Origin of the sequence: Vibrio hepatarius (assembly GCF_011806575.1) — a bacterium.
Lineage (GTDB): Bacteria > Pseudomonadota > Gammaproteobacteria > Enterobacterales > Vibrionaceae > Vibrio > Vibrio hepatarius_A.
Window position 1 is genome coordinate 97,503 of the sequence record NZ_JAATOO010000008.1, and the last position, 17,868, is coordinate 115,370.

At 43.7% G+C, this 17,868-nt stretch carries 21 protein-coding genes; 9 read left to right on the forward strand and 12 right to left on the reverse strand.

Annotation, left to right across the window (positions count from 1 at the left end):
• Positions 1 to 117 precede the first annotated feature (117 nt).
• Together hutZ and HCZ42_RS08305 are read left to right on the forward strand one after the other, a co-directional pair.
• Complete coding sequence (gene hutZ / locus HCZ42_RS08300; protein WP_167420248.1) at positions 118 to 648, forward strand: heme utilization protein HutZ; 531 nt, start codon at positions 118 to 120, stop codon at positions 646 to 648.
• A 95-nt stretch (positions 649 to 743) separates the two neighbouring features.
• Positions 744 to 1,265, forward strand: coding sequence for an ATP:cob(I)alamin adenosyltransferase (locus HCZ42_RS08305; RefSeq protein ID WP_167420249.1), 522 nt, complete (start codon positions 744 to 746; stop codon positions 1,263 to 1,265).
• Here HCZ42_RS08305 and HCZ42_RS08310 read toward each other — a convergent pair.
• Together HCZ42_RS08310 and HCZ42_RS08315 are read right to left on the reverse strand one after the other, a co-directional pair.
• On the reverse strand, positions 1,259 to 2,248 hold the full coding sequence (locus HCZ42_RS08310) for a D-2-hydroxyacid dehydrogenase family protein (protein WP_167420250.1): 990 nt from the start codon (positions 2,246 to 2,248) through the stop codon (positions 1,259 to 1,261). The two genes, HCZ42_RS08305 and HCZ42_RS08310, sit on opposite strands and share 7 nt — an antisense overlap.
• A gap of 28 nt (positions 2,249 to 2,276) precedes the next feature.
• Entirely contained in the window at positions 2,277 to 2,828 is a 552-nt protein-coding gene (locus tag HCZ42_RS08315; protein WP_167420251.1) for a DUF924 family protein, read from the reverse strand.
• Between the two features lie 341 nt (positions 2,829 to 3,169).
• Here HCZ42_RS08315 and HCZ42_RS08320 point away from each other — a divergent pair, with 341 nt between their 5' ends.
• A complete protein-coding gene (locus HCZ42_RS08320; protein WP_167420252.1) occupies positions 3,170 to 4,099 on the forward strand; it encodes a carbamate kinase in 930 nt (309 codons plus the stop codon).
• Between the two features lie 117 nt (positions 4,100 to 4,216).
• The gene (locus tag HCZ42_RS08325) at positions 4,217 to 4,498 is read left to right on the forward strand and encodes a hypothetical protein (protein WP_053409186.1); all 282 of its coding nucleotides are present in this window, start codon (positions 4,217 to 4,219) and stop codon (positions 4,496 to 4,498) included.
• Here HCZ42_RS08325 and HCZ42_RS08330 read toward each other — a convergent pair.
• Both HCZ42_RS08330 and nadE read right to left on the reverse strand, forming a co-directional pair.
• Positions 4,495 to 5,043: an MSHA operon transcriptional regulator gene (locus HCZ42_RS08330; protein ID WP_167420253.1), complete on the reverse strand. Its 549-nt coding sequence runs from the start codon at positions 5,041 to 5,043 to the stop codon at positions 4,495 to 4,497. The two genes, HCZ42_RS08325 and HCZ42_RS08330, sit on opposite strands and share 4 nt — an antisense overlap.
• Before the next feature lie 278 nt (positions 5,044 to 5,321).
• Positions 5,322 to 6,149 (reverse strand): ammonia-dependent NAD(+) synthetase, encoded by an 828-nt coding sequence (gene nadE, locus HCZ42_RS08335; RefSeq protein ID WP_167420254.1) that lies wholly within the window; start codon positions 6,147 to 6,149, stop codon positions 5,322 to 5,324.
• Positions 6,150 to 6,328: 179 nt separating this feature from the next.
• Between nadE and HCZ42_RS08340 the strand changes: the two genes are divergently transcribed.
• From HCZ42_RS08340 to HCZ42_RS08350, 3 genes are all read left to right on the forward strand, one after another.
• The gene (locus HCZ42_RS08340) at positions 6,329 to 6,841 is read left to right on the forward strand and encodes a nicotinate-nicotinamide nucleotide adenylyltransferase (protein ID WP_167420255.1); all 513 of its coding nucleotides are present in this window, start codon (positions 6,329 to 6,331) and stop codon (positions 6,839 to 6,841) included.
• Between the two features lie 28 nt (positions 6,842 to 6,869).
• Positions 6,870 to 7,358, forward strand: a complete 489-nt coding sequence (locus HCZ42_RS08345; protein WP_439848990.1) for a hypothetical protein — start codon at positions 6,870 to 6,872, stop codon at positions 7,356 to 7,358.
• Positions 7,359 to 7,660: 302 nt separating this feature from the next.
• Positions 7,661 to 8,389, forward strand: coding sequence for a substrate-binding periplasmic protein (locus HCZ42_RS08350; protein ID WP_368484176.1), 729 nt, complete (start codon positions 7,661 to 7,663; stop codon positions 8,387 to 8,389).
• 100 nt (positions 8,390 to 8,489) lie between these two features.
• Here HCZ42_RS08350 and HCZ42_RS08355 read toward each other — a convergent pair whose 3' ends face one another.
• The 6 genes from HCZ42_RS08355 to HCZ42_RS08380 all read right to left on the reverse strand — a co-directional run bounded on the left by HCZ42_RS08355 (position 8,490) and on the right by HCZ42_RS08380 (position 13,810).
• Positions 8,490 to 9,305, reverse strand: coding sequence for an ETEC_3214 domain-containing protein (locus HCZ42_RS08355; protein ID WP_167420257.1), 816 nt, complete (start codon positions 9,303 to 9,305; stop codon positions 8,490 to 8,492).
• A 2-nt stretch (positions 9,306 to 9,307) separates the two neighbouring features.
• Positions 9,308 to 9,478, reverse strand: a complete 171-nt coding sequence (locus HCZ42_RS08360; RefSeq protein WP_167420258.1) for a hypothetical protein — start codon at positions 9,476 to 9,478, stop codon at positions 9,308 to 9,310.
• 64 nt (positions 9,479 to 9,542) lie between these two features.
• Positions 9,543 to 11,024 (reverse strand): transglycosylase SLT domain-containing protein, encoded by a 1,482-nt coding sequence (locus HCZ42_RS08365; RefSeq protein ID WP_167420259.1) that lies wholly within the window; start codon positions 11,022 to 11,024, stop codon positions 9,543 to 9,545.
• Between the two features lie 81 nt (positions 11,025 to 11,105).
• Positions 11,106 to 11,720 (reverse strand): lipoprotein, encoded by a 615-nt coding sequence (locus HCZ42_RS08370; protein ID WP_167420260.1) that lies wholly within the window; start codon positions 11,718 to 11,720, stop codon positions 11,106 to 11,108.
• Positions 11,721 to 11,743: 23 nt separating this feature from the next.
• On the reverse strand, positions 11,744 to 12,724 hold the full coding sequence (locus HCZ42_RS08375) for a hypothetical protein (protein WP_167420261.1): 981 nt from the start codon (positions 12,722 to 12,724) through the stop codon (positions 11,744 to 11,746).
• A gap of 48 nt (positions 12,725 to 12,772) precedes the next feature.
• Positions 12,773 to 13,810 (reverse strand): LPP20 family lipoprotein, encoded by a 1,038-nt coding sequence (locus HCZ42_RS08380; protein ID WP_167420262.1) that lies wholly within the window; start codon positions 13,808 to 13,810, stop codon positions 12,773 to 12,775.
• 554 nt (positions 13,811 to 14,364) lie between these two features.
• On the opposite strand from HCZ42_RS08380, the gene HCZ42_RS08385 reads away from it, so the two are divergent.
• Positions 14,365 to 15,327, forward strand: coding sequence for a ribonuclease Z (locus HCZ42_RS08385; protein WP_167420263.1), 963 nt, complete (start codon positions 14,365 to 14,367; stop codon positions 15,325 to 15,327).
• Between the two features lie 46 nt (positions 15,328 to 15,373).
• On the opposite strand, the gene HCZ42_RS08390 is transcribed toward HCZ42_RS08385, so the two are convergent.
• Positions 15,374 to 15,853, reverse strand: a complete 480-nt coding sequence (locus HCZ42_RS08390; RefSeq protein WP_167420264.1) for an aminoacyl-tRNA deacylase — start codon at positions 15,851 to 15,853, stop codon at positions 15,374 to 15,376.
• Positions 15,854 to 15,943: 90 nt separating this feature from the next.
• Positions 15,944 to 16,834, reverse strand: coding sequence for a LysR substrate-binding domain-containing protein (locus HCZ42_RS08395; protein ID WP_167420265.1), 891 nt, complete (start codon positions 16,832 to 16,834; stop codon positions 15,944 to 15,946).
• 89 nt (positions 16,835 to 16,923) lie between these two features.
• Between HCZ42_RS08395 and HCZ42_RS08400 the strand changes: the two genes are divergently transcribed.
• Positions 16,924 to 17,841 carry a DMT family transporter gene (locus HCZ42_RS08400; protein ID WP_167420266.1) on the forward strand — a complete coding sequence of 306 codons (918 nt, stop codon included), beginning with the start codon at positions 16,924 to 16,926 and terminating at the stop codon, positions 17,839 to 17,841.
• Positions 17,842 to 17,868 lie beyond the last annotated feature (27 nt).

A 17,868-nucleotide genomic window follows, 5' to 3' on the forward strand; every position in this document is an offset into this window, starting at 1 on the left:
CCCAACTTTGCCGAGCATGGAAAGTCGCTTGGCTCAACGACGCATTGCTGTAGTAACAAATATCAGCGAGCCTTGTTCAGTCAGTTAAAATTATAAGAGAAAGTCAGGAGTCAAAGAATGGATCAACAAGTGAAACAACAGCGTCTGCAAGGGCGACTAGGCCCAGAAATTCAAGAGTTCCGTCAAGAGCGCCGTACCCTGCAACTGGCGACAGTGGATGAAGATGGTCGACCAAATGTCAGCTACGCCCCGTTTGTGCAAAACCAGGACGGTTACTTTGTGTTGATCTCTGAAATTGCCCGCCATGCTCGTAACCTGCAAGTTAACCCGAGCGTTTCTATTATGATGATTGAAGACGAAGGTAGCTCAAAGCAACTGTTTGCTCGTAAGCGCCTGACGTTTGATGCGGTCGCGAAAGTCGTTGAGCGCGACAGCGAACAATGGAACCAAGTGATCGCGCAGCTAAAAGAGCGCTTTGGCGAAATCATTGACGGCTTAAGCCAGTTGCAAGACTTTGTGCTGTTCAACTTCAAACCAGAGCATGGTTTGTTCGTCAAAGGTTTTGGTCAGGCCTACCAAGTGTCAGGCGACGATTTGGTCGATTTTGTGCACTTGCAGGAAGGACACAAGAAAGCGTCCAATGCATAAACCTGTGTAGTTAAAAAAGATTAACCGCTGCACGCGGTTGAGATAGACTCAAAAGGGCCAATTTAGGCCCTTTTTTGCAATCTTAGGAGTTTGATGTGAAACCAGTCAGTAAGGATCACGGCGAGATATGTTATCCATTTATCTATGAAGACAGCCCGGTGTGCGATTTCGAAATCGCAGCGGATGAACTCTGTAGCCGGATTGGGCTGGTGCTAACCCAAGAGCTAGACCCAGTGTGCCGCGATATCCTGACTCGGGTTCAGCCTAACGTCTATCACCTGAATGGTTCGGTGCGTGGCAAGCTCGCGATTGAAGAAAAGGAGCTCCAAGAACTTTATCAGGATTACAACCTGCTGCGAGATAAACTGGACGGTGGTTTCAGAGGGTTTATGCTACCGGGAGGCGATGCGGTTGCGGCAGAGTTACACCTTTGCCGCACTCAGGCGAAGAAAATTGTCCGCGCGTTAGTTGCAATCGAGCACTCAGGAAAACGATCGCCGGACGCTGTGTTATTTCGTTACGCTAACTTGCTTGCCAATGTCATGTACGCGCTTGCTTCTTATACCAACCGCGTGAAACAGGTACAGGAAGTGGAGTTTGTTAGCCGCAGTTATTGAGCGCACTCGCTCAATACTTGTGGGTTGGCAATGTTCTCTGGTTGTCCTTTCGCAAAACATGCCACGTTTTCTAACGCCCATTTAAAGTAAAGTTCATAACTGTTGCGCTCTACATAGCCAAGGTGTGGCGTCGCGACCACACTGGGTAACGTGAGTAGGGGCTGGTTGTATAAATTGGCTGGTTCTTGTTCGTGGACGTCTATTGCAGCACGTTTGCTCGGGCATTCCAGTAGAGTATTGTAGAGCGCGTTGGGCTCAATCAGTTCTGCGCGGCTGACGTTGAGCAGCAACGAATCCGTTTTCATCATATCTAGGTCGCGTTTGCTGACGATATAACGCGTTGCGTCATTGAGGCGCAGGTTCAGCGAAATAACGTCGCAGCTTTGAAAGAAGGCTTGTTTACTCTCTGCAGCACGATGCCCGTCAGAGTAGGCTTTAATGCGTGATTGCTCACTGCCCCAAACCATCACATTCATATCAAACGCTTGTGCATAACGAGCAAGGCGCTGGCCTATCTTGCCGTATCCCCAAATACCTAGGGTTAAACCTGCCAACGTCCTACCTAAACCAAGTTGACCAGATTGTTGCCAACTGCCTTGCTTGAACTGTTCTATATACGCAGGAAGGTGTCGCATTGACGCCATCAACAGCGCCCACGCAAGCTCGGCGGGTGCGGTCGGTGAACCAATTCCTTCGGCGACCGCAACTTGGTGCTGAGTGCAATCGTCTAAACAAAGGTGATTACTGATTTTACCAGTTTGGCTAATGAGCTTTAGGTTGGGTAAGTGGGCGAGTAGCTGTGGCGTTATTTCAGTACGTTCGCGAATGAGTACTAGCACATCAAATGGGAGCAATCTTGCAATCAAGAGATCTAAGTCGGTAACAGTATCGTTGAAAATGGTGACATCGTGCCCGTTCAGAATTGAAAAGCAGGAAAGTTGTCTAACTTGGTCTTGGTAGTCATCTAAGATTGCTATTTTCACTTCTATTGTCCTTATTTTTCGAAGAATTTTAAAAACCAGAATTTGACTGCTTTAAAAATTCAATCTCTTCCTGAGTACTGACCCTTCCCAATATATCATTGCGATGAGGATAGCGGCCAAATCGGTCAATAATCACTTTATGTTTTAATTCAAAATCATAATTATTCTCTAAACCTGGTGCGCTAAACAGTTCTAGTGCTTTTTCGTGAATAATATTCGATTCACTATGCATAAAAGGCATATATAAAAAGCTCTTTTCTATCGTGGTGAGCTGTTTATCTATTTCAAGCGTGATCGCTTCTTGCGCTAAGGCTAACGCCATTGGATCTTGTGCGAACGCCTGTGGTGCATTGCGGTAAACATTACGTGAAAACTGGTCAAGAATAATGATTTCGGCAAGGCGACCATGAGGTGTAACTCGCCACGCAAAAAGTTCTGATTTTTCAGCATGCTTCAATAGTTCACCAAAGCGACTTTTGATGGTGCTATCTAACTGTTTTGAACCCGAGAACCAGTCTTGTGCGGTAAGCTCTTCAAACCAGAACTGCAGCACCGATTGCGGAGTGTTAGTGTCTCGCATGTTGAATAATCCTTGGATAATTATCGATGAGATTCTAAGAATATAAACCAATCTGTGATAGACGTTAAGAACTCGAACAAAGTTTTGCCTCGTGATGCGAAACTCAGTCAATTAACTATTCATGATATGAGCCTATTTAATAGCGTTGCGAATAACCTTTGTGTTTATAAGTGAAATACTATTCAGTTTATAAATTCATGCAAAAATATCCCAGAATATTCACGCCAAATTTAATAGATTTAAGTCACGATTTCCCAGCCAACAATTAATTAATCTCTACTTCGACAAATTACAGAACATAATTTTTGGTTATTTTTATCCCATTTTTGGAGGATATGTTTATGCGTATCGTATTAGCGCTGGGTGGCAACGCACTTTTGGCTCGTGGTCAGGCTTTAACTGCTGAAAATCAAAGAGAAAACATTCAAAAAGCGGCAGAGAGTATCGCGGCAATCGCTAAGCAACATGAAGTTGTGATTGTACATGGCAATGGTCCGCAAGTTGGTCTGTTGATGGAACAAAATGCCGCTTATCAAGAGTACTCACCTGAAACGACGCCTTACCCAATGGACGTTTTGGGCTCTCAAACCTGCGGTATGGTCGGTTATATGCTGCAGCAAGAGCTGAGAAACTGCGATGCGAGCTTAAACATTGCAACTTTGGTGACACAAACCCAAGTGAGCAAGAGCGATCCTGCATTTGCTAATCCAACTAAGTTTGTTGGCCCGGTATACAGTGAAGCGAAAGCCAAAGAAATGATGGCAGTGAGCGATAAAGTGTTTAAAGCGGATGGTGAGTACTACCGCCGCGTGGTGCCATCGCCAATGCCGCAAGACATTGTTGAAGTGCCTCAGGTAGAAACTCTACTGACTGCTGGTAACGTAGTGATTGCGTGCGGTGGTGGTGGTGTGCCTGTTTGCATCGAGCAGGGCCGTAGTGTGGGCGTAGAGTGTGTTATCGACAAAGACTTAACTGCAGAACTATTGGCAGAGAAGATTAACGCCGACTTGTTTGTAATTCTGACTGACGGCTCAATCTACCGCAACTACGGCAAACCAGATCAAGCAGAAATGAAAGTGGCAACGCCAAAAGGCTTGTCTGAATTCTCTTTCCCTGCGGGCTCTATGGGACCAAAAGTCGACGCGGTATGCAAATTCGTAGAATCGGGTCGTGGTGATGCAGCAATCGGTTCGCTATTTGAGCTTGATAAAGTGATCTGCAATGAAGCAGGCACGTTAATCAAGCAAGGCGAGGGTATTGAGTACTACTGATGCATAAATTGCCTCAGACCTTGATGAGGCAATAAATTTACTCTCTCTAGGTATTGGCTTTTCATCGCCAATACCTATAATTTGCGCTCTGTTACACCTATGCTCCACAAGGTTATTATGAGCGCAAACCTCAAACCTGATCGCGTTACTGCGATGCGTTCGATCATCGAACAAGTTAAAACAACACTTCCTCTCTACGCGCCAGAAACCTTCATTTGCGGTACCAAAGGTAATTGCACCGGATGTCCAAAGAAGCTACTTGAAATGGTGGACTCAGAGTTGAGTTATTGGGAATCGGCAATGGATCGCGGCATTACGCCACAGTTTGATGAGATACGCCGCTTTGGCAAGATGTGCACCAGCGTTAGACGCGGGTTGCAACGCAACGGTTTGCTTTAAACCGTTGCTTTTTTAACAAAGTAAGGGTTGTCGAATTTCTTCGGATTGCCGAGTTCGGACATCACCAGTTTATTCCACAGTTTGGTGTCAAACTCTTCTTTGGTGATCGCTGGATAAAGAGTCTCTAGTTCTTCCATCGCCAGGCGAATAAACTGTTTCTTCTTAATTTGATTGTATTTCTTAGCCACACGATTGTGCTGGCTGATCCACTCTTTCTTAAACGCAATAAGCGCAGGTTCGGCTTGTTCCAGCGGCAATCGAGATAGGTAAATACGTTTGTACGACACCTTTCTGTCAATCATGGTGCGCATCGCAGTCTGGATATACTTACCGTGATGGGTAATCGAAATATCGTTTTTATCAAAGAACTTGACGCACCAACCCGTCGGCAGAAAATCAGCCTTACGGTATTGTTGATTGCGGACAGAAATCGCCTGATGCATAACAAGATCAGAAGTGCCATTAAATGTCTGTTGCCATTTACCGATGCGGATTTGAATCGCAGTCGGCAAGCGATAAATATTAGTGAATTTATCTTGATCCATATTCAAATACTTTAATCGTTGAAGAAACCAAAACGATAGAACTTAAGATGACGAACAAAGTTATTATCTGAGTCGTTAATTGGATTGGAATGAGAATCCAATCGGCTATTCTAGTAAAAACAATGGTAAGTATCTATAGAGGAATTAACAAAAAACGGTCAAATTTTGGCGGCTTAGTCTTACGTTGTAAGAAAGTGTAAGGCGTGATTACGTTGCTATTAGCATGTTTGCATAAAGGCTTATTCATATATGTGAATAAGCCTTTTAATCTACATCGATTAATCGTAGATGGTTGGGATTGGCTGACGTTTGTGCTGAGTAATGGTGTAGATGTGGACTAGACGTTTAACTACGTCATCTGCCACAGGTTTCCCTTCTAGGAAATCATCAATTTGGTCGTAAGTCAGGCTCAGTGCGTCTTCATCGGCTTTTTGTGGTGCCAATTCTTCCAAGTCCGCAGTTGGTACTTTTTTCACCAGTAGTTCTGGTGCACCAAGCGTTGCAGCTACTTGACGAACTTGGCGTTTGTTCAAGCCAAACAGCGGTGCTAGGTCGCACGCGCCATCGCCGAACTTAGTGTAGAACCCCGTGATGTTTTCCGCGGAGTGGTCGGTACCCAGTACTAAACCGCCTACGTAACCCGCCACTTCATATTGAGCGACCATACGCGCGCGCGCTTTTACGTTACCTTTTACAAAATCGACTTTTGCTGGGTCTTGTGGAATAAGACCTGTGCCTTCCAGTGCGGTGTTGGTTGCCGCGTGAATGCCGTCTACACCTTGCTGAATATTGATCGATACAGAGTGCGTTGGCTGAATAAAGCTCAGGGCAAGTTGTGCTTCGTCTTCATCTTTTTGTTCGCCATAAGGAAGACGCACCGCGACGAACTGGTAACCGCCGCCTTGTTCTTCATTAAGTTGATCAACGGCCATCTGTGCTAAACGACCACAAGTGGTTGAGTCAACACCACCACTGATGCCAAGCACAACAGCTTTGCAGCCGGATTCCAGAAGTTTGCGTTTGATGAAATCGACACGACGGGTGATTTCAAAATGTGGGTCTATAGAGGGTTGTACACGCATTTCCTCGCGGATCAACTGTTCCATAATCTATCCTTCCTGCAAGCAATATAGTTTAAAATCTGTCAAAACGATGAGTCGCCTTAGGGTATAGCCTTTCCTAATCCAGTTAAGGGCGATATCCTAAGACAACTGAGTCCTATGATACCTAAATGAATCGATTAGAAAACTGTGATCACAGTTTTCACTAACGTTTAAGGGAAAAAATGAGCAAAATTGCTGTCTTTGGTAGTGCCTTCAATCCGCCAAGTCTTGGTCATAAGAGCGTAATAGAGTCACTTTCTCATTTCGATAAAGTCTTGCTTCTGCCAAGTATTGCTCATGCTTGGGGCAAAGAGATGTTGGATTACCCTTTGCGTTGCGAATTGGTCGATGCGTTCATTAGCGATATGGGTTTGGCCAATGTGGAGCGCTCAACGATCGAAGAGCAGCTCCACCAACCCGAACAAAGTGTGACTACTTTTGCTGTCTTGGAAGCACTTGAAGCGCAATACCCTCAATCAGAACTCACGTTTGTGATGGGGCCAGACAATCTGCTTAATTTTGCTAAGTTTTACAAGTCACAAGAGATCCTTTCACGTTGGTCAGTGATGGCATGCCCAGAGAAAATCAAGGTTCGCAGTACAGACATCAGGAATGCGCTTCGTTCCAAAAATGATATTACTCATTTAACAACACCTAAAGTTTGGCGTAAATTGGTCGAAAATAGTTATTATTGAGTGATTACACAGTTTAGGGGCGAATGTGGTGCGTATTAAACTGATACCGCTATTAATGTTGATGTCTGCATCGGCGCTTTCGTGCGAGATGTATCAGGTTCCTGACGATCAAAATGACTCAGTGCTGTTCCATTCTAACAGCGGTGTGTGTTACTCCCTCCTCAATGGCATCGAATATTCTGCCGATAAATACCAAGCTCGTTACTACTTGTTTGATCAAGAAGAAGCCGAAGAGACAGCCGGCTATTGGTCTGACTGGGTTTTGCAAAGCGACACCAATCCTATTTTCACTCAAAGCCTAGCGACCAGCTATGTTGGGCTTGGTGTGTGGGTGCCGAGTGAACTGGAAGATCGTTTGACCTATCTGCATCCAGAAGAGTGGTTATTAAGCCACGGTCTGCAACTTAGTCTTGGCTTTGGTAAGAAAAACATCGGTGAACCGCGTATGCGTCTTGACTATCGTTGGCACGATAAGTATGAGGGTGATGTTATGATGCAGGTTGAACTCCCTTTCTAACCCTTCCACCATACGATTAGATACGAGTTTAAGCCAATGTCTAATTGCATGATTTTATTTAATTTATGCGAGAGAGCTAAGTATATTTACCTCAGTTTTGCAACCATGCCCAATGACTGACTGTTTATCCGTGACTCGCTCAATAGTTCTATTTTATTGCTATTGAAGTAGTACTAATGTGTCTTATAGTAATAAGTAGATTTCTCATTTAACTTTGTACAGGTATGTTGGGTTTAGCCAAAAAATTGAATTGTGGGCTGGTGGGTTTGGTTGGGCTGTTATTCTCATTGCAGGGAAATGCTGTGCCAATCAAGCTGGATCTGTATACCCAAGAATTTCCGCCGTTACAGGTTGAAGTCGACGGCGAACCAGAAGGTTATGTCGTTAAGTTTATCGAAGCAGTCGTCGCTGACGCGGCTAAAACGGTGCCGATGGAAATCTCAGGTGTGCATTTTGTTCCTTGGAAGCGTGCAATCCGTACCACCCAAAGCCAACCCAATAGTCTGTTCTTTTCTATTTCCCGAACCCCAAATCGCGAACAACAATTTATCTGGTTAGGCCAGGTTTCTCCGTATGAAGTCGCGCTCTATCGTCATAAAGATGGCCCTGACGTTAGTGCAACCAGCCTAACCGAACTCAAGGACTATCGCTTCAGCTCCCAGACCGCAAGCTCGTTTGAAGAGCTAACGAAAAAGCTCGGCATCAAAAACAATATCCCCGTCAGCTATGGTAAAGATGCCATCCGTTTGCTAAGAGCTAAACGGGTCGACTTTGCTCCGCTTGTTACCGCGAGCTTCCATTATCGAATGGAAGAATACGGCTTTAATCCCAATGACTTCGTCGAAGTGATGCGCATAGAACAGCTTTGCAAAGAGCTGTGGCTGGTAACAGGCAAAGAAACGTCTCCCGAAGTTGTGGATGCTCTGGTGGAGAGTTTCAAACGCTTAAAAGCAGAGGGCTTACTTGAAAAATTGATCAACGAGTATCACCCCAAAAGTGAGGTGATGACTCGGTATCGCGATAAGGTTTAGAAAGTTTTTAGCGGCTCCAAGTTTGGATGATCACGCTAGCCATAGACCAGTTTGTCACGTAGATCGAGATTTGGGCCACGAGTACCCAAAGTAAATGAATCTAGATTTTGTTGATCAAGCGATATTCGGTGTTGGATAGAATAGCATCTTCCAGTGGACCTAACCCTAACGTACTGTAACCGAAAAAGTTAGGTTTTGTATTCGAGCGTAATGACTGCACCGATTCTGACAAATTCTCATCCAGCATTAGAGCATCTGCTACATCTGATAGTGATTTTTGACTGGCTGGACTCAACGGAGAAATAAACTCACTAACACCACTAACTGATGAGTACAAGAAGCCAAATTCTCCGCCGTTATTCTCTTCAATGTAGTAGTTACCGGTGCGCGCGAAAGACGCCCTTATCTCATTTATGCTCTCAATAGCGTTAAAGTTATTGTCGAACATCTGAATGCCGCCAGCATGCTCGATCGTTTCAGGTAAAAAACCTTCACTTGGGAAAACAAGATAGGCAACAATCGCGTTGTCTCTACTGATCGCCGATATGATAAAGTTTTCATCTTGGTAATATTTAATCACATCGTTAGTCGACGAGCGTTTAATATAAACAGGTGCTCCAAAGGTTTCATCGAGTAACACAGCAGACGCGCGGATATAGATTTTTTCTAGTTTGTTATGCGATGGAATATCTGTCATTTGAGACAAACCAAAATTAACGATCTTCTCTATGGCGTCAACGCTGTCATTGAACCCACCCAATGCGATAGACACGACGGAAGCTAAACCGATAGTGCGAGCCCAACCTCCTGACCACACACTGTTTTGCTGAGCCTCAACCAGTTCTTCTTGCGTGTCTTGCAATTCCTGTAATTCTGCTTGGATACTCTCTGTTTCATTTATTTGCGATACAGACATCATCAACCCTTAATCTCGTCAATTTTATCTAGTAGGGCTTCTTTTCCCTCTTCAGCGTGTTCTTGTACTTGCTCAAAAGTACCGGTATCCATTAATTGCTCAATTTCATCCGTGTAGTTGACACCGATATAAATTCCAATAGCAATAAAGAAAAGAGCAAAAATCTTAAACATCGTTTCTCTCAAATTATCTAGTAGAAAGAAAAGCACATATCAAATGTATGTGCTTAGGACACAATTATTGGTATAGAGCGATACGGCTGCTTACTTTCTTCAAGTAGCCTTTTGTTTCATCGTAAGGGAGACTTGCGATTAGCTGTTTATATACTTCGTCAGGCGACATGGAGTTGATCACTTTTGAAGCTTTACCAATATTCGTTGAGCGATCTTGGTTAAATGCTCGAGCAACGTTACCTGCGCCAGTGTTGTACGCCGCAATTACGCAGTAAAGTCTGCTTTCGTCATTCTCAATTTTTCTAAGATATTTGCTGTTTAAGATATCCAGATACGCTGTACCTGTTTCAACGTTAATGACAGGTTCATATAATTCTTCAGGTTTCATTGGTGCGTCAATATTGCGCACTTGCTTATTTACATCATGGCCCGCGCTTGTTGGTACCACTTGCATCAGGCCAAACGCTGGGATGTGAGATTTTGCATTCGGACGAAATGCCGATTCTGAATGCATAATTGCCATAATCAGAGCGGCATCCACCTTCCAGTTTTTACTTTCTTTTTCAGCAAGAGGGGCATACTGGCTAGCACGTACTTTTAGGCTATTCTCTGGAAGTTTGACTTTGTAACTGACAACTTTCTTAGGCTTTTCGATTGAAGCTGCCGCTAAAGGCATTTTAGTTTGTGTGGAACTCGCATCCGCTTTAACTACTTGCTTGGAAACTGATTCAGCTTTTTCTTGCTTTGGTTGTTTAGCATTGACAACCGCTTGAGTATTCAAGTCTGGCTTTAATTCTGTATCTACAATTTCTGGTGTTTCTGATTGCTCAACAACAATGCCGTACTTAGCTCGCATCGCATTATAGAGCTCAGTTTGTGATGCTATTCGCTGCTGCGCTTGCTCCAATAACGTTAGCTTCTTGTTATGGGCACGTTGGTAGATGAAAGAGTCAGGGATACCTGTGTGTGAGTTAATTAAGCGCTCTGCTTGTACATCTAACTCATTCATTTGACGTTGAGTTTGTTGAATGACGAAGTCTTTCTCTGCTTGCTCTTTTTCTAAGGAATAACGCACAGCATGGTCTTCGGCTTTCATTTGATTGAGCTTAACTTTCTTACCTGCAACCTCTACAGGTAAACTTTTTACTAAATCCTGAATTTCCTCGGTAGAGCTATCTTCATCAACAAGAACCGATATGGTTGCAAGGTTGGTTTCATAATCTACCGTCGTCTTTACGGCGTCATTTTCAGAGTATTGGACTTCTTTGGTTTGTGATGAAACTTCACCTTCGCCCCAAATTTTGATTAATTCGGCACGTCGATTATCTAAATTTTGAGTATATTCGTCGCGCCATGCTTCATACTGATCCAAATAAGTATTTACGTACGCATGAAACTCTTTTTTCTTGTCTTCCGGCAATTGGTTTGCTTTTTCAACAGCTTTATTTAGTTGCTGCATTTGATTCTCTGAGACCGCAAATGCAGGAACACTCACTACGACAGAAATAGCGGCAGCAAGCATTGTCTTACTTAAATTTGTATACATGTATCACTCCTAGAGCGTCTAAAGATAAAAGGCCACCAAAGAGGCGGCCTGTATCACTTTTAGAGCGTAATCAAACCGCGTTTATTTTTTTAAAGCTTCGAATGCGTTGGCTAAATCAGCTGCAGCTTGCTCGTTGTTGAACTTGTCCCAGAGCGCAGAATCTTCGCTAGATACTTCGTCAATAACTTTGTTTATGTTGGCGTCAAACGTTGCTTGATCCATACCAACTAATACGTAAAGACCACCCGTTGGACTTGCTTGGCTCACGATGACACGGCTGTTTGTTAAACTGCGAGTAACCACATTTTTAGTAATGTTCTCGAAAGTTTCTTGAACATTCTCGTTCACAATACTCGTGCCATCAGTAGCAGAAGTATTGACTGAGCTTTCAACTGCCTGTTGAAACAGGTTGTTTACGTCAGTTTGAAACTGGGCTGCGAGATTGACACGTGCATCATTAGTTGCAATCTTACGCATGACGCTCATGCCCGCGGCACTCTTTTTCGAGTAACCCGTTGCGCCAGCCGCTAAATCTGTTGGCAGCACGTCACAAATCCAACCCGGCGCGGCGACTGTTGGAGCATCAGGGAATGTGCATGGCGCAAAGTTTTGTGCTTGTTCAACCGTTGAATTGTTGGTGCTTTGACAACCTGTTAATGCTGCAATGAGTGACGCCGCAATAATTACTTTTTTCATTAGTTATTTTCCTTTATCCGAAGTTATTTCAGCATGCACTCAATATCGCCCCAACGACATTGTTCAGGGACGATTTTACCTAATGAGCCTTTTTGAACTTTCAGAGCTGTTTCTTCATCGATTGAGACCCAAGAGTACTTTGTTGTCACTGCATTGTGTTGGTTGTTTACAACATACCCAGTGCCGATCGGGAAGATCTCAAGTTCGCCTTCCATAGACTTCATTCCCTTAGAAAATAGGACTTCGGCACCCGGTGTGACTTTCTTGTTTGTTCCCATGTTCAATCTGACCATGCTGCCATGCTCACATTGACGCAACTCTAGTACGGGGGCGCTCGCGGCTAACATCTGCTTAAGCTCGTATGTGTGCTCAACCGCTTCCATAGCCGCTTTACTTGCTAGGCTCTGATACTGGGTAACTGAAATTGGGCAATCTGAACGACGCTCTTCGATATCGATGCTCTCATCACCTTGCATCTCGATTCGTTTGATCAGTTTCATGCTCGGAATCGCGACAACTTTAGCAATTGCTTTGACATTCACGGTGAAGTCACACTCCGCTGGATAACGTTTTATGCCATCGTCTGTCTCGCGAGTGTAGGCTTCCTTGAATGAATAAGTGAGATCTGACGCCGTGATTTCAGTGATAATTGCCACATCTGCAACAGATGCACCTTTAGTGCTCACTCGTCCACTTTGTTCTGCAAGAATCAATTCGTTCTTAAGCTTATTTGCCAGCGAACGGTCAACAAGCTCTGCGCCTGAGCTTGAAATTTGAGTTTCTAACTCATTTCGCATTGACGTAATAAGTTTTGTTTTTGCTTCGTCCTGAAAAGAAATATTTGGCGATAGAACAATCACTTTTGTATCTTCAGTTGAAGGAATTTTAACTTCTGCCGACTCGATCTCTACACGAGTATCAGGCGTACAAACTTCATCTGCCATACGCGTACAACCTGACAAAGTTGTTAGCAATGCACTAGCCAACATTGTTTTCTTGAACATTTTTATCTCCGAATATTTTTTCGTTAATTTTTATTTAGGAACTGGGCACTAGTTGATTAAGCCCAACGCAACCCAAATTCCTTTTTCTCTTATTTGATCATCAAAGTGGCGAGCTGCCCCTTCATCAGCGTATTTATAGCTAGTCACAGAGCTACCTGTAGAGATGACTTCACTCCGAGAAACTGTTTTATTCTGACTATTCGAAACCTTAACCTGGGAAACTAAGGTTGAAATATAAGCGCCTGCAATTTTCTTTCTACGTTTCTCTGAAACAACGTTGAGAGTATGTGTCTGATTGCGACGCTTTGAGGTTGAGGTGGCAATATTAAATTCGGATATTTGTTCGCCAAGAAATTGTGCTGCTTTTTTAGAACTAGAGTCATATGACAGGCGGAAATAAAGCTCGCTACTCACTTTTTGGTACGTTTCTGTGTAACGAGTGATCGAACTCGTATCAGCGATATAAGATGGGTCTAATGGAGCAAGCATTGATATACGTACCGCAGCGTCATGCTTAAGTTGATATGCGGTTCTATTTTTTAGCCACCACAAGAGTTTGTCTTGATGACGTATATTGGATATTTCATGCTCAGCTTTAAGGTTCATATCTTGTAGTTCACGCTTCAATTGTTGCGTTACAAGTGATTTTTTAATTCGAACTTTAACAAAGGCGCCGAGATCATTTTCTTCCATTTGCATAAATTCAATACCATTCAGAGTGAGTGTCTCTGTTTTAGTATTAACTTTGTTGTCAACCAGAATATTAAAAGAACCTTCGTTGTCTTTCTCTCTCACTGTTTCTCTGATATGAGAAGAGGATTTGACCTGCGTCCAAAGGTTTTCATTGAGGTTATTTACTGCCATTTTCTTTGCTTGAGATAGATTCCTAGCTTCCGCTACAGCATAGAGATATTCAGCATTATTTACTTCAGGTTCGGAATACCAACTAGGCTTAGTTGATTGACAACCAGATAGAAGTAAAGCACTTAGAATAGTCACTAAAAATAGAGAAAATCTTTTCTTTGTAGACACTTTTTTTTGAACCAGTATCAAATAATTTGTGAAAAATGTTATATGTCGACTCATAAATATTCAAGGCGATATTTAATTTAACTGAACAGTATTTATACAATTTATGGTTTATATTTGACATTTCTCTGACATGGTTTGTTTGTGTTTTGAACGTTAGTGATAGTCAAATCAATATAAAATACTGTTTAAAATAAGATAATTTTTAATAATAAGAGTAATTAGTTTCTAGTACGAAAGTTTATATTATTATTCAATAATGTGAGAACCGTCTTATAAGCTACCATCACAAAAAAACAATTTGTATAAAAAGTGTTCAAAAATAGTTATGCACAAACTTATTTAATAAGACTAAGGTCTAGTTATAAAATTGTGAGTTATCTTAAATTGACGCTGTTCGACGGTGTTATAAGTAACTGTGCAATATGTTGGAGTCATTAATTTTGTTATTGAGCTATTTTTTATGAGTTCAAGTGTTGGCTCAGAATTGTCGTTTGAAGAAAGCGGTAGTACTTAATTTTCACAAGCCTATGGCGGCCAAATATTCTTACTAGATAGAATAGATAATCGGTTATGATTATAAGTAGGAAACCACACCATCTAGGAGATTCATGGAACTCTGCTTTTTGGGCACTTCGTCTGGTGTACCGACTAAAACGCGCAATGTCACTGCGGTTGCGTTGAAAGAAAGTAAAGGGAAAGGTTGGTTCTTGGTTGATTGCGGAGAAGCGACTCAGCATCAACTGCTTAAGAGCTCGTTAACGGTTAATAATCTGCAGGCGATTTTAATCACCCACATCCACGGCGACCATTGTTATGGCTTACCCGGTTTACTTGCCAGTGCGGCAATGAATCATCGTACTGAGCCGTTGACGATCATTGTGCCTAAAGCCATTCAGGACTGGTTTGAAGCAACGCAAAAATTCACTCAGCTTTATCTTCCTTATCCGCTAAGGTTTATTGATGCCGAAAGCTTACCAAGTGTGACCATCGGCCAGTTCACGATTGATCTCACTCCGCTTACGCATCGCGTTCCATCCTTCGCTTACCGATTTACCGAATCGACAATTAAGAGTTATCTCGATTTTGAAAAACTCGCCCAGCACAACATTCCGAGGGGGCCGATTTGGGGACAATTGGTAAAAGGTGAGGATGTGGTATTTGGTGGCAAGGTCCTGAAAAGCCGGGATTTTACCTATTATTCCCACCCGCCGAGACGAATCATTATCGCGGGCGACAATAGTGAACCAGAAAAACTGACCGAGTTTAGCCGTGATTGTCATGCGTTGGTACATGAAGCAACGTATGCAAAAGAGTTGGCAGTTCAGGCCAAAGAGTACGGCCACAGCTACGCTGAGCTGGTGGCACAATTTGCGGAAAAAACGCAGATTAACAACCTTGTGCTAACTCACTTTAGCCCAAGGTACCAAGCCGAGCTCAATGCGGATACCTCCATCGAACAGCTACGTAGTGAAGCGGAAAAAGTGTATCGCGGCCGACTGTTTCTCGCGCAGGACTTAGCTAGGTTCCGGATGGATACCCAAGGCACACTTGAGCAAGTTTTTGACGAATAGGCCGCACAAGGCTTTTACCAGCACAGCGATAAAAGCCCTTTTGCGCTTAGTGAAAAACCTGACTACTAAACCTAATGACGCGTATCGGGTTAATCAGTGCGAGAAACGCGTCTTGATCTAGCCGGATCAAGGTTTCATGGTCACCTGCTTCAAGATAGATATAGTCGAGGTGGGTGAGCATTTCATCACATACCGTAGACATATGATAAGGACTGCCGACAGGGGGAACCGCACCGTGTTCGCAATCAGTAAACATTTGATAGATTTCGCGCTCTTTCACTAGATGGTAAGAGGCACTAAATTCATCGTCTAAACGAGATAAGCTGATCTTGTTGTTGGCGGGCAGTACAGCCATCATGTGTCGACCTTCGTGGTCTTCTAACACTACGCCTTTTGCCAAGTTAGACAACGGCACACCTGCAGTGACACCGCTTTGCAGTGAACTGTGGCTAGGACGGTGGCGTACTACTCTAAATGAAATATCGTGCTCTGCCATATAGTGGTCGAGCCGGGTTGAAATAGTCATACAAGCCTCCTTCTGTATGAGACCCACACTGAGTATAGGTAGCGGACGGAAAGGCGACCAATTAAATTGTGTAATTAAAGATGTTTTCGTTTACGCAACGCGAAACTCACTACGCAGCCAATTTCTCAGCGTCAGGACGTGTTCGTTTTTGAGTTTGTCTCGCTGGCAGGCGAAATAGAAGTCCTGATACGGGTTTAATACTGGAGAACCCACTTCAACTAAAAGGCCTTGGTTCACATCATCACGGACAAACTGACGATGTGTGACGAACACGCCCAGCCTTTGAATAGTGGCTTGCACTGCTTGAATAGACGCAGAGAAACTGAGGTTGTTGACGCTGTCGGGAACGGGTAAGTCATTGCTTTCACACCACACTTTCCAATCGTATTTACGCCGGTCGTTGGCGGCAATAATCGCTGGATACTTCTCTAGCAGTTGCTGAGGTGTCGTGTTGTCATCCACTAGCTCTGGGCTGGCGACCATCACCAGCTCATCTTCAGACAACAATTCACAGTAGTAGTCTTGCCATTCGTCTGATTTGCCGTGAATGATGGCGACATCGACGCCTTCTCTTTCCATCACAAAGCTACCGATAAGGTTTGAGATTCGGACATCCAATTGCGGAGCAAACTGGTTAAAGCGGTGTACGCGTGGGATCCACCAATGCATTGCCAGTGAGTTGACCATATTGAGGGTGAGGCGATGACTTTGTTGTGCGCCGATCAATTGCTGCGTCGCCTCGACGATCTGCGCTAATGCAGGAGCGACTTGCTTGTAATATTTTCTACCTGCCGCATTCAAGACCACTGCACGCCCAACTCGTTGAAACAAGGGCTGACCGAGCTGATGTTCTAGGGATTTGATCGCCTGACTGACCGCCGAGTGACTGACGCTAAGCACTTTTGCGGCGTCTGTCATGCTGCCAGTCTCGGCTACGGCGACAAAAGAATAGATCGATTTCAGTGAAGCAAGTTTTTTCATCTGTAAGTTTTTCTTACGTAATCTGTAAATATTAATCGTTTTTAATTCACCTAGCACACTCCTAAACTTAGCGTCAAAAGGGAGGAGTTATGCCAAACCAGTTGTACCCAATATTGTTCATGTTATCGTCAACGTTCAGTTTGTCATTAACTGGACTTTTTTCCAAGTTTCTTGGTCAGCACTTAGAAACCAGTTTGTTCAGTCTCCTTAGATTTATCGTGCCGACACTGCTCATCGTGATCTTATTAGTCGGTCAGAGATGGACGCTGCCGAATAGACGAGAAACGGTGTCAATTGGGGTACGTGCGCTGTGTATAGCGGCCTGTCAGGTGTGTTTTATCTATTCTTTACAGCGCTTATCCCTTGTGGAGAGTGTGGTGCTTTTTAGTACTGGTCCTTTGTTTATTCCATTGTTAGAAAAGTTAATCTTTTCTGTCGCGCTGAGCCGAATCAAATTAGTGGGACTGATTGTGACCTTCACCGGTGTTGTGATGCTGGCGGGGGATGTATCGGGGATAGAGTTTCGCCCTGAGCTATTGCTCGGTTTAGTGGCTGGTTTGTTTAACGCAGGTTCGCAGTTGAGCTTGTATCGCATTAGCCAGAGTAAGCTCAGTGCTTGGGCAATTAACTTCTGGACATTCTTGTTTGCCTCTGTGTTGATCGTTCCGCTAGTTGCAATCAGTGCAGCACAACAAGACGCCTTGTATGAGCTTGGTGACGTGAGTGTTTGGGTATTGGTCGTGACCGTTTTGGCACTTGCGATGTTGATTATTAACACTCAGGTTTTTCGTTCTAAAGCGTATAAGTTGGCGGAATCTGGCTCACAGCTTGCGCCACTTATTTTCACTAACTTAATCTTTACCGCGTTGTGGCAGTTGATGTTTTTTGATGAAAGCTATAACACGTTTCAAATGTTGGGCTTAGCCTTGATTATCGGCGCGAATGTGGGTTGTGTGATTATTCCAAAATGGCGTAAAAGTCGCTCGATGCGATTGGCAAGGCAGTAAGGCATCGGGCTGAATTAGTGCTGAGCA

Excerpts from the sequence above, each read along its gene's own strand:
- HCZ42_RS08320 (WP_167420252.1), top strand. The coding sequence starts at position 3,170 with ATGCGTATCGTATTAGCGCTGGGTGGCAACGCACTTTTGGCTCGTGGT.
- HCZ42_RS08330 (WP_167420253.1), bottom strand. The coding sequence starts at position 5,043 with ATGGATCAAGATAAATTCACTAATATTTATCGCTTGCCGACTGCGATT.
- HCZ42_RS08355 (WP_167420257.1), bottom strand. The coding sequence starts at position 9,305 with ATGTCTGTATCGCAAATAAATGAAACAGAGAGTATCCAAGCAGAATTA.
- HCZ42_RS08395 (WP_167420265.1), bottom strand. The coding sequence starts at position 16,834 with ATGAAAAAACTTGCTTCACTGAAATCGATCTATTCTTTTGTCGCCGTA.
- HCZ42_RS08365 (WP_167420259.1), bottom strand. The coding sequence starts at position 11,024 with ATGTATACAAATTTAAGTAAGACAATGCTTGCTGCCGCTATTTCTGTC.
- HCZ42_RS08375 (WP_167420261.1), bottom strand. The coding sequence starts at position 12,724 with ATGTTCAAGAAAACAATGTTGGCTAGTGCATTGCTAACAACTTTGTCA.
- HCZ42_RS08370 (WP_167420260.1), bottom strand. The coding sequence starts at position 11,720 with ATGAAAAAAGTAATTATTGCGGCGTCACTCATTGCAGCATTAACAGGT.
- HCZ42_RS08390 (WP_167420264.1), bottom strand. The coding sequence starts at position 15,853 with ATGACTATTTCAACCCGGCTCGACCACTATATGGCAGAGCACGATATT.
- HCZ42_RS08380 (WP_167420262.1), bottom strand. The coding sequence starts at position 13,810 with ATGAGTCGACATATAACATTTTTCACAAATTATTTGATACTGGTTCAA.
- HCZ42_RS08315 (WP_167420251.1), bottom strand. The coding sequence starts at position 2,828 with ATGCGAGACACTAACACTCCGCAATCGGTGCTGCAGTTCTGGTTTGAA.
- hutZ (WP_167420248.1), top strand. The coding sequence starts at position 118 with ATGGATCAACAAGTGAAACAACAGCGTCTGCAAGGGCGACTAGGCCCA.
- HCZ42_RS08400 (WP_167420266.1), top strand. The coding sequence starts at position 16,924 with ATGCCAAACCAGTTGTACCCAATATTGTTCATGTTATCGTCAACGTTC.
- nadE (WP_167420254.1), bottom strand. The coding sequence starts at position 6,149 with ATGGAACAGTTGATCCGCGAGGAAATGCGTGTACAACCCTCTATAGAC.
- HCZ42_RS08360 (WP_167420258.1), bottom strand. The coding sequence starts at position 9,478 with ATGTTTAAGATTTTTGCTCTTTTCTTTATTGCTATTGGAATTTATATC.
- HCZ42_RS08325 (WP_053409186.1), top strand. The coding sequence starts at position 4,217 with ATGAGCGCAAACCTCAAACCTGATCGCGTTACTGCGATGCGTTCGATC.
- HCZ42_RS08385 (WP_167420263.1), top strand. The coding sequence starts at position 14,365 with ATGGAACTCTGCTTTTTGGGCACTTCGTCTGGTGTACCGACTAAAACG.
- HCZ42_RS08340 (WP_167420255.1), top strand. The coding sequence starts at position 6,329 with ATGAGCAAAATTGCTGTCTTTGGTAGTGCCTTCAATCCGCCAAGTCTT.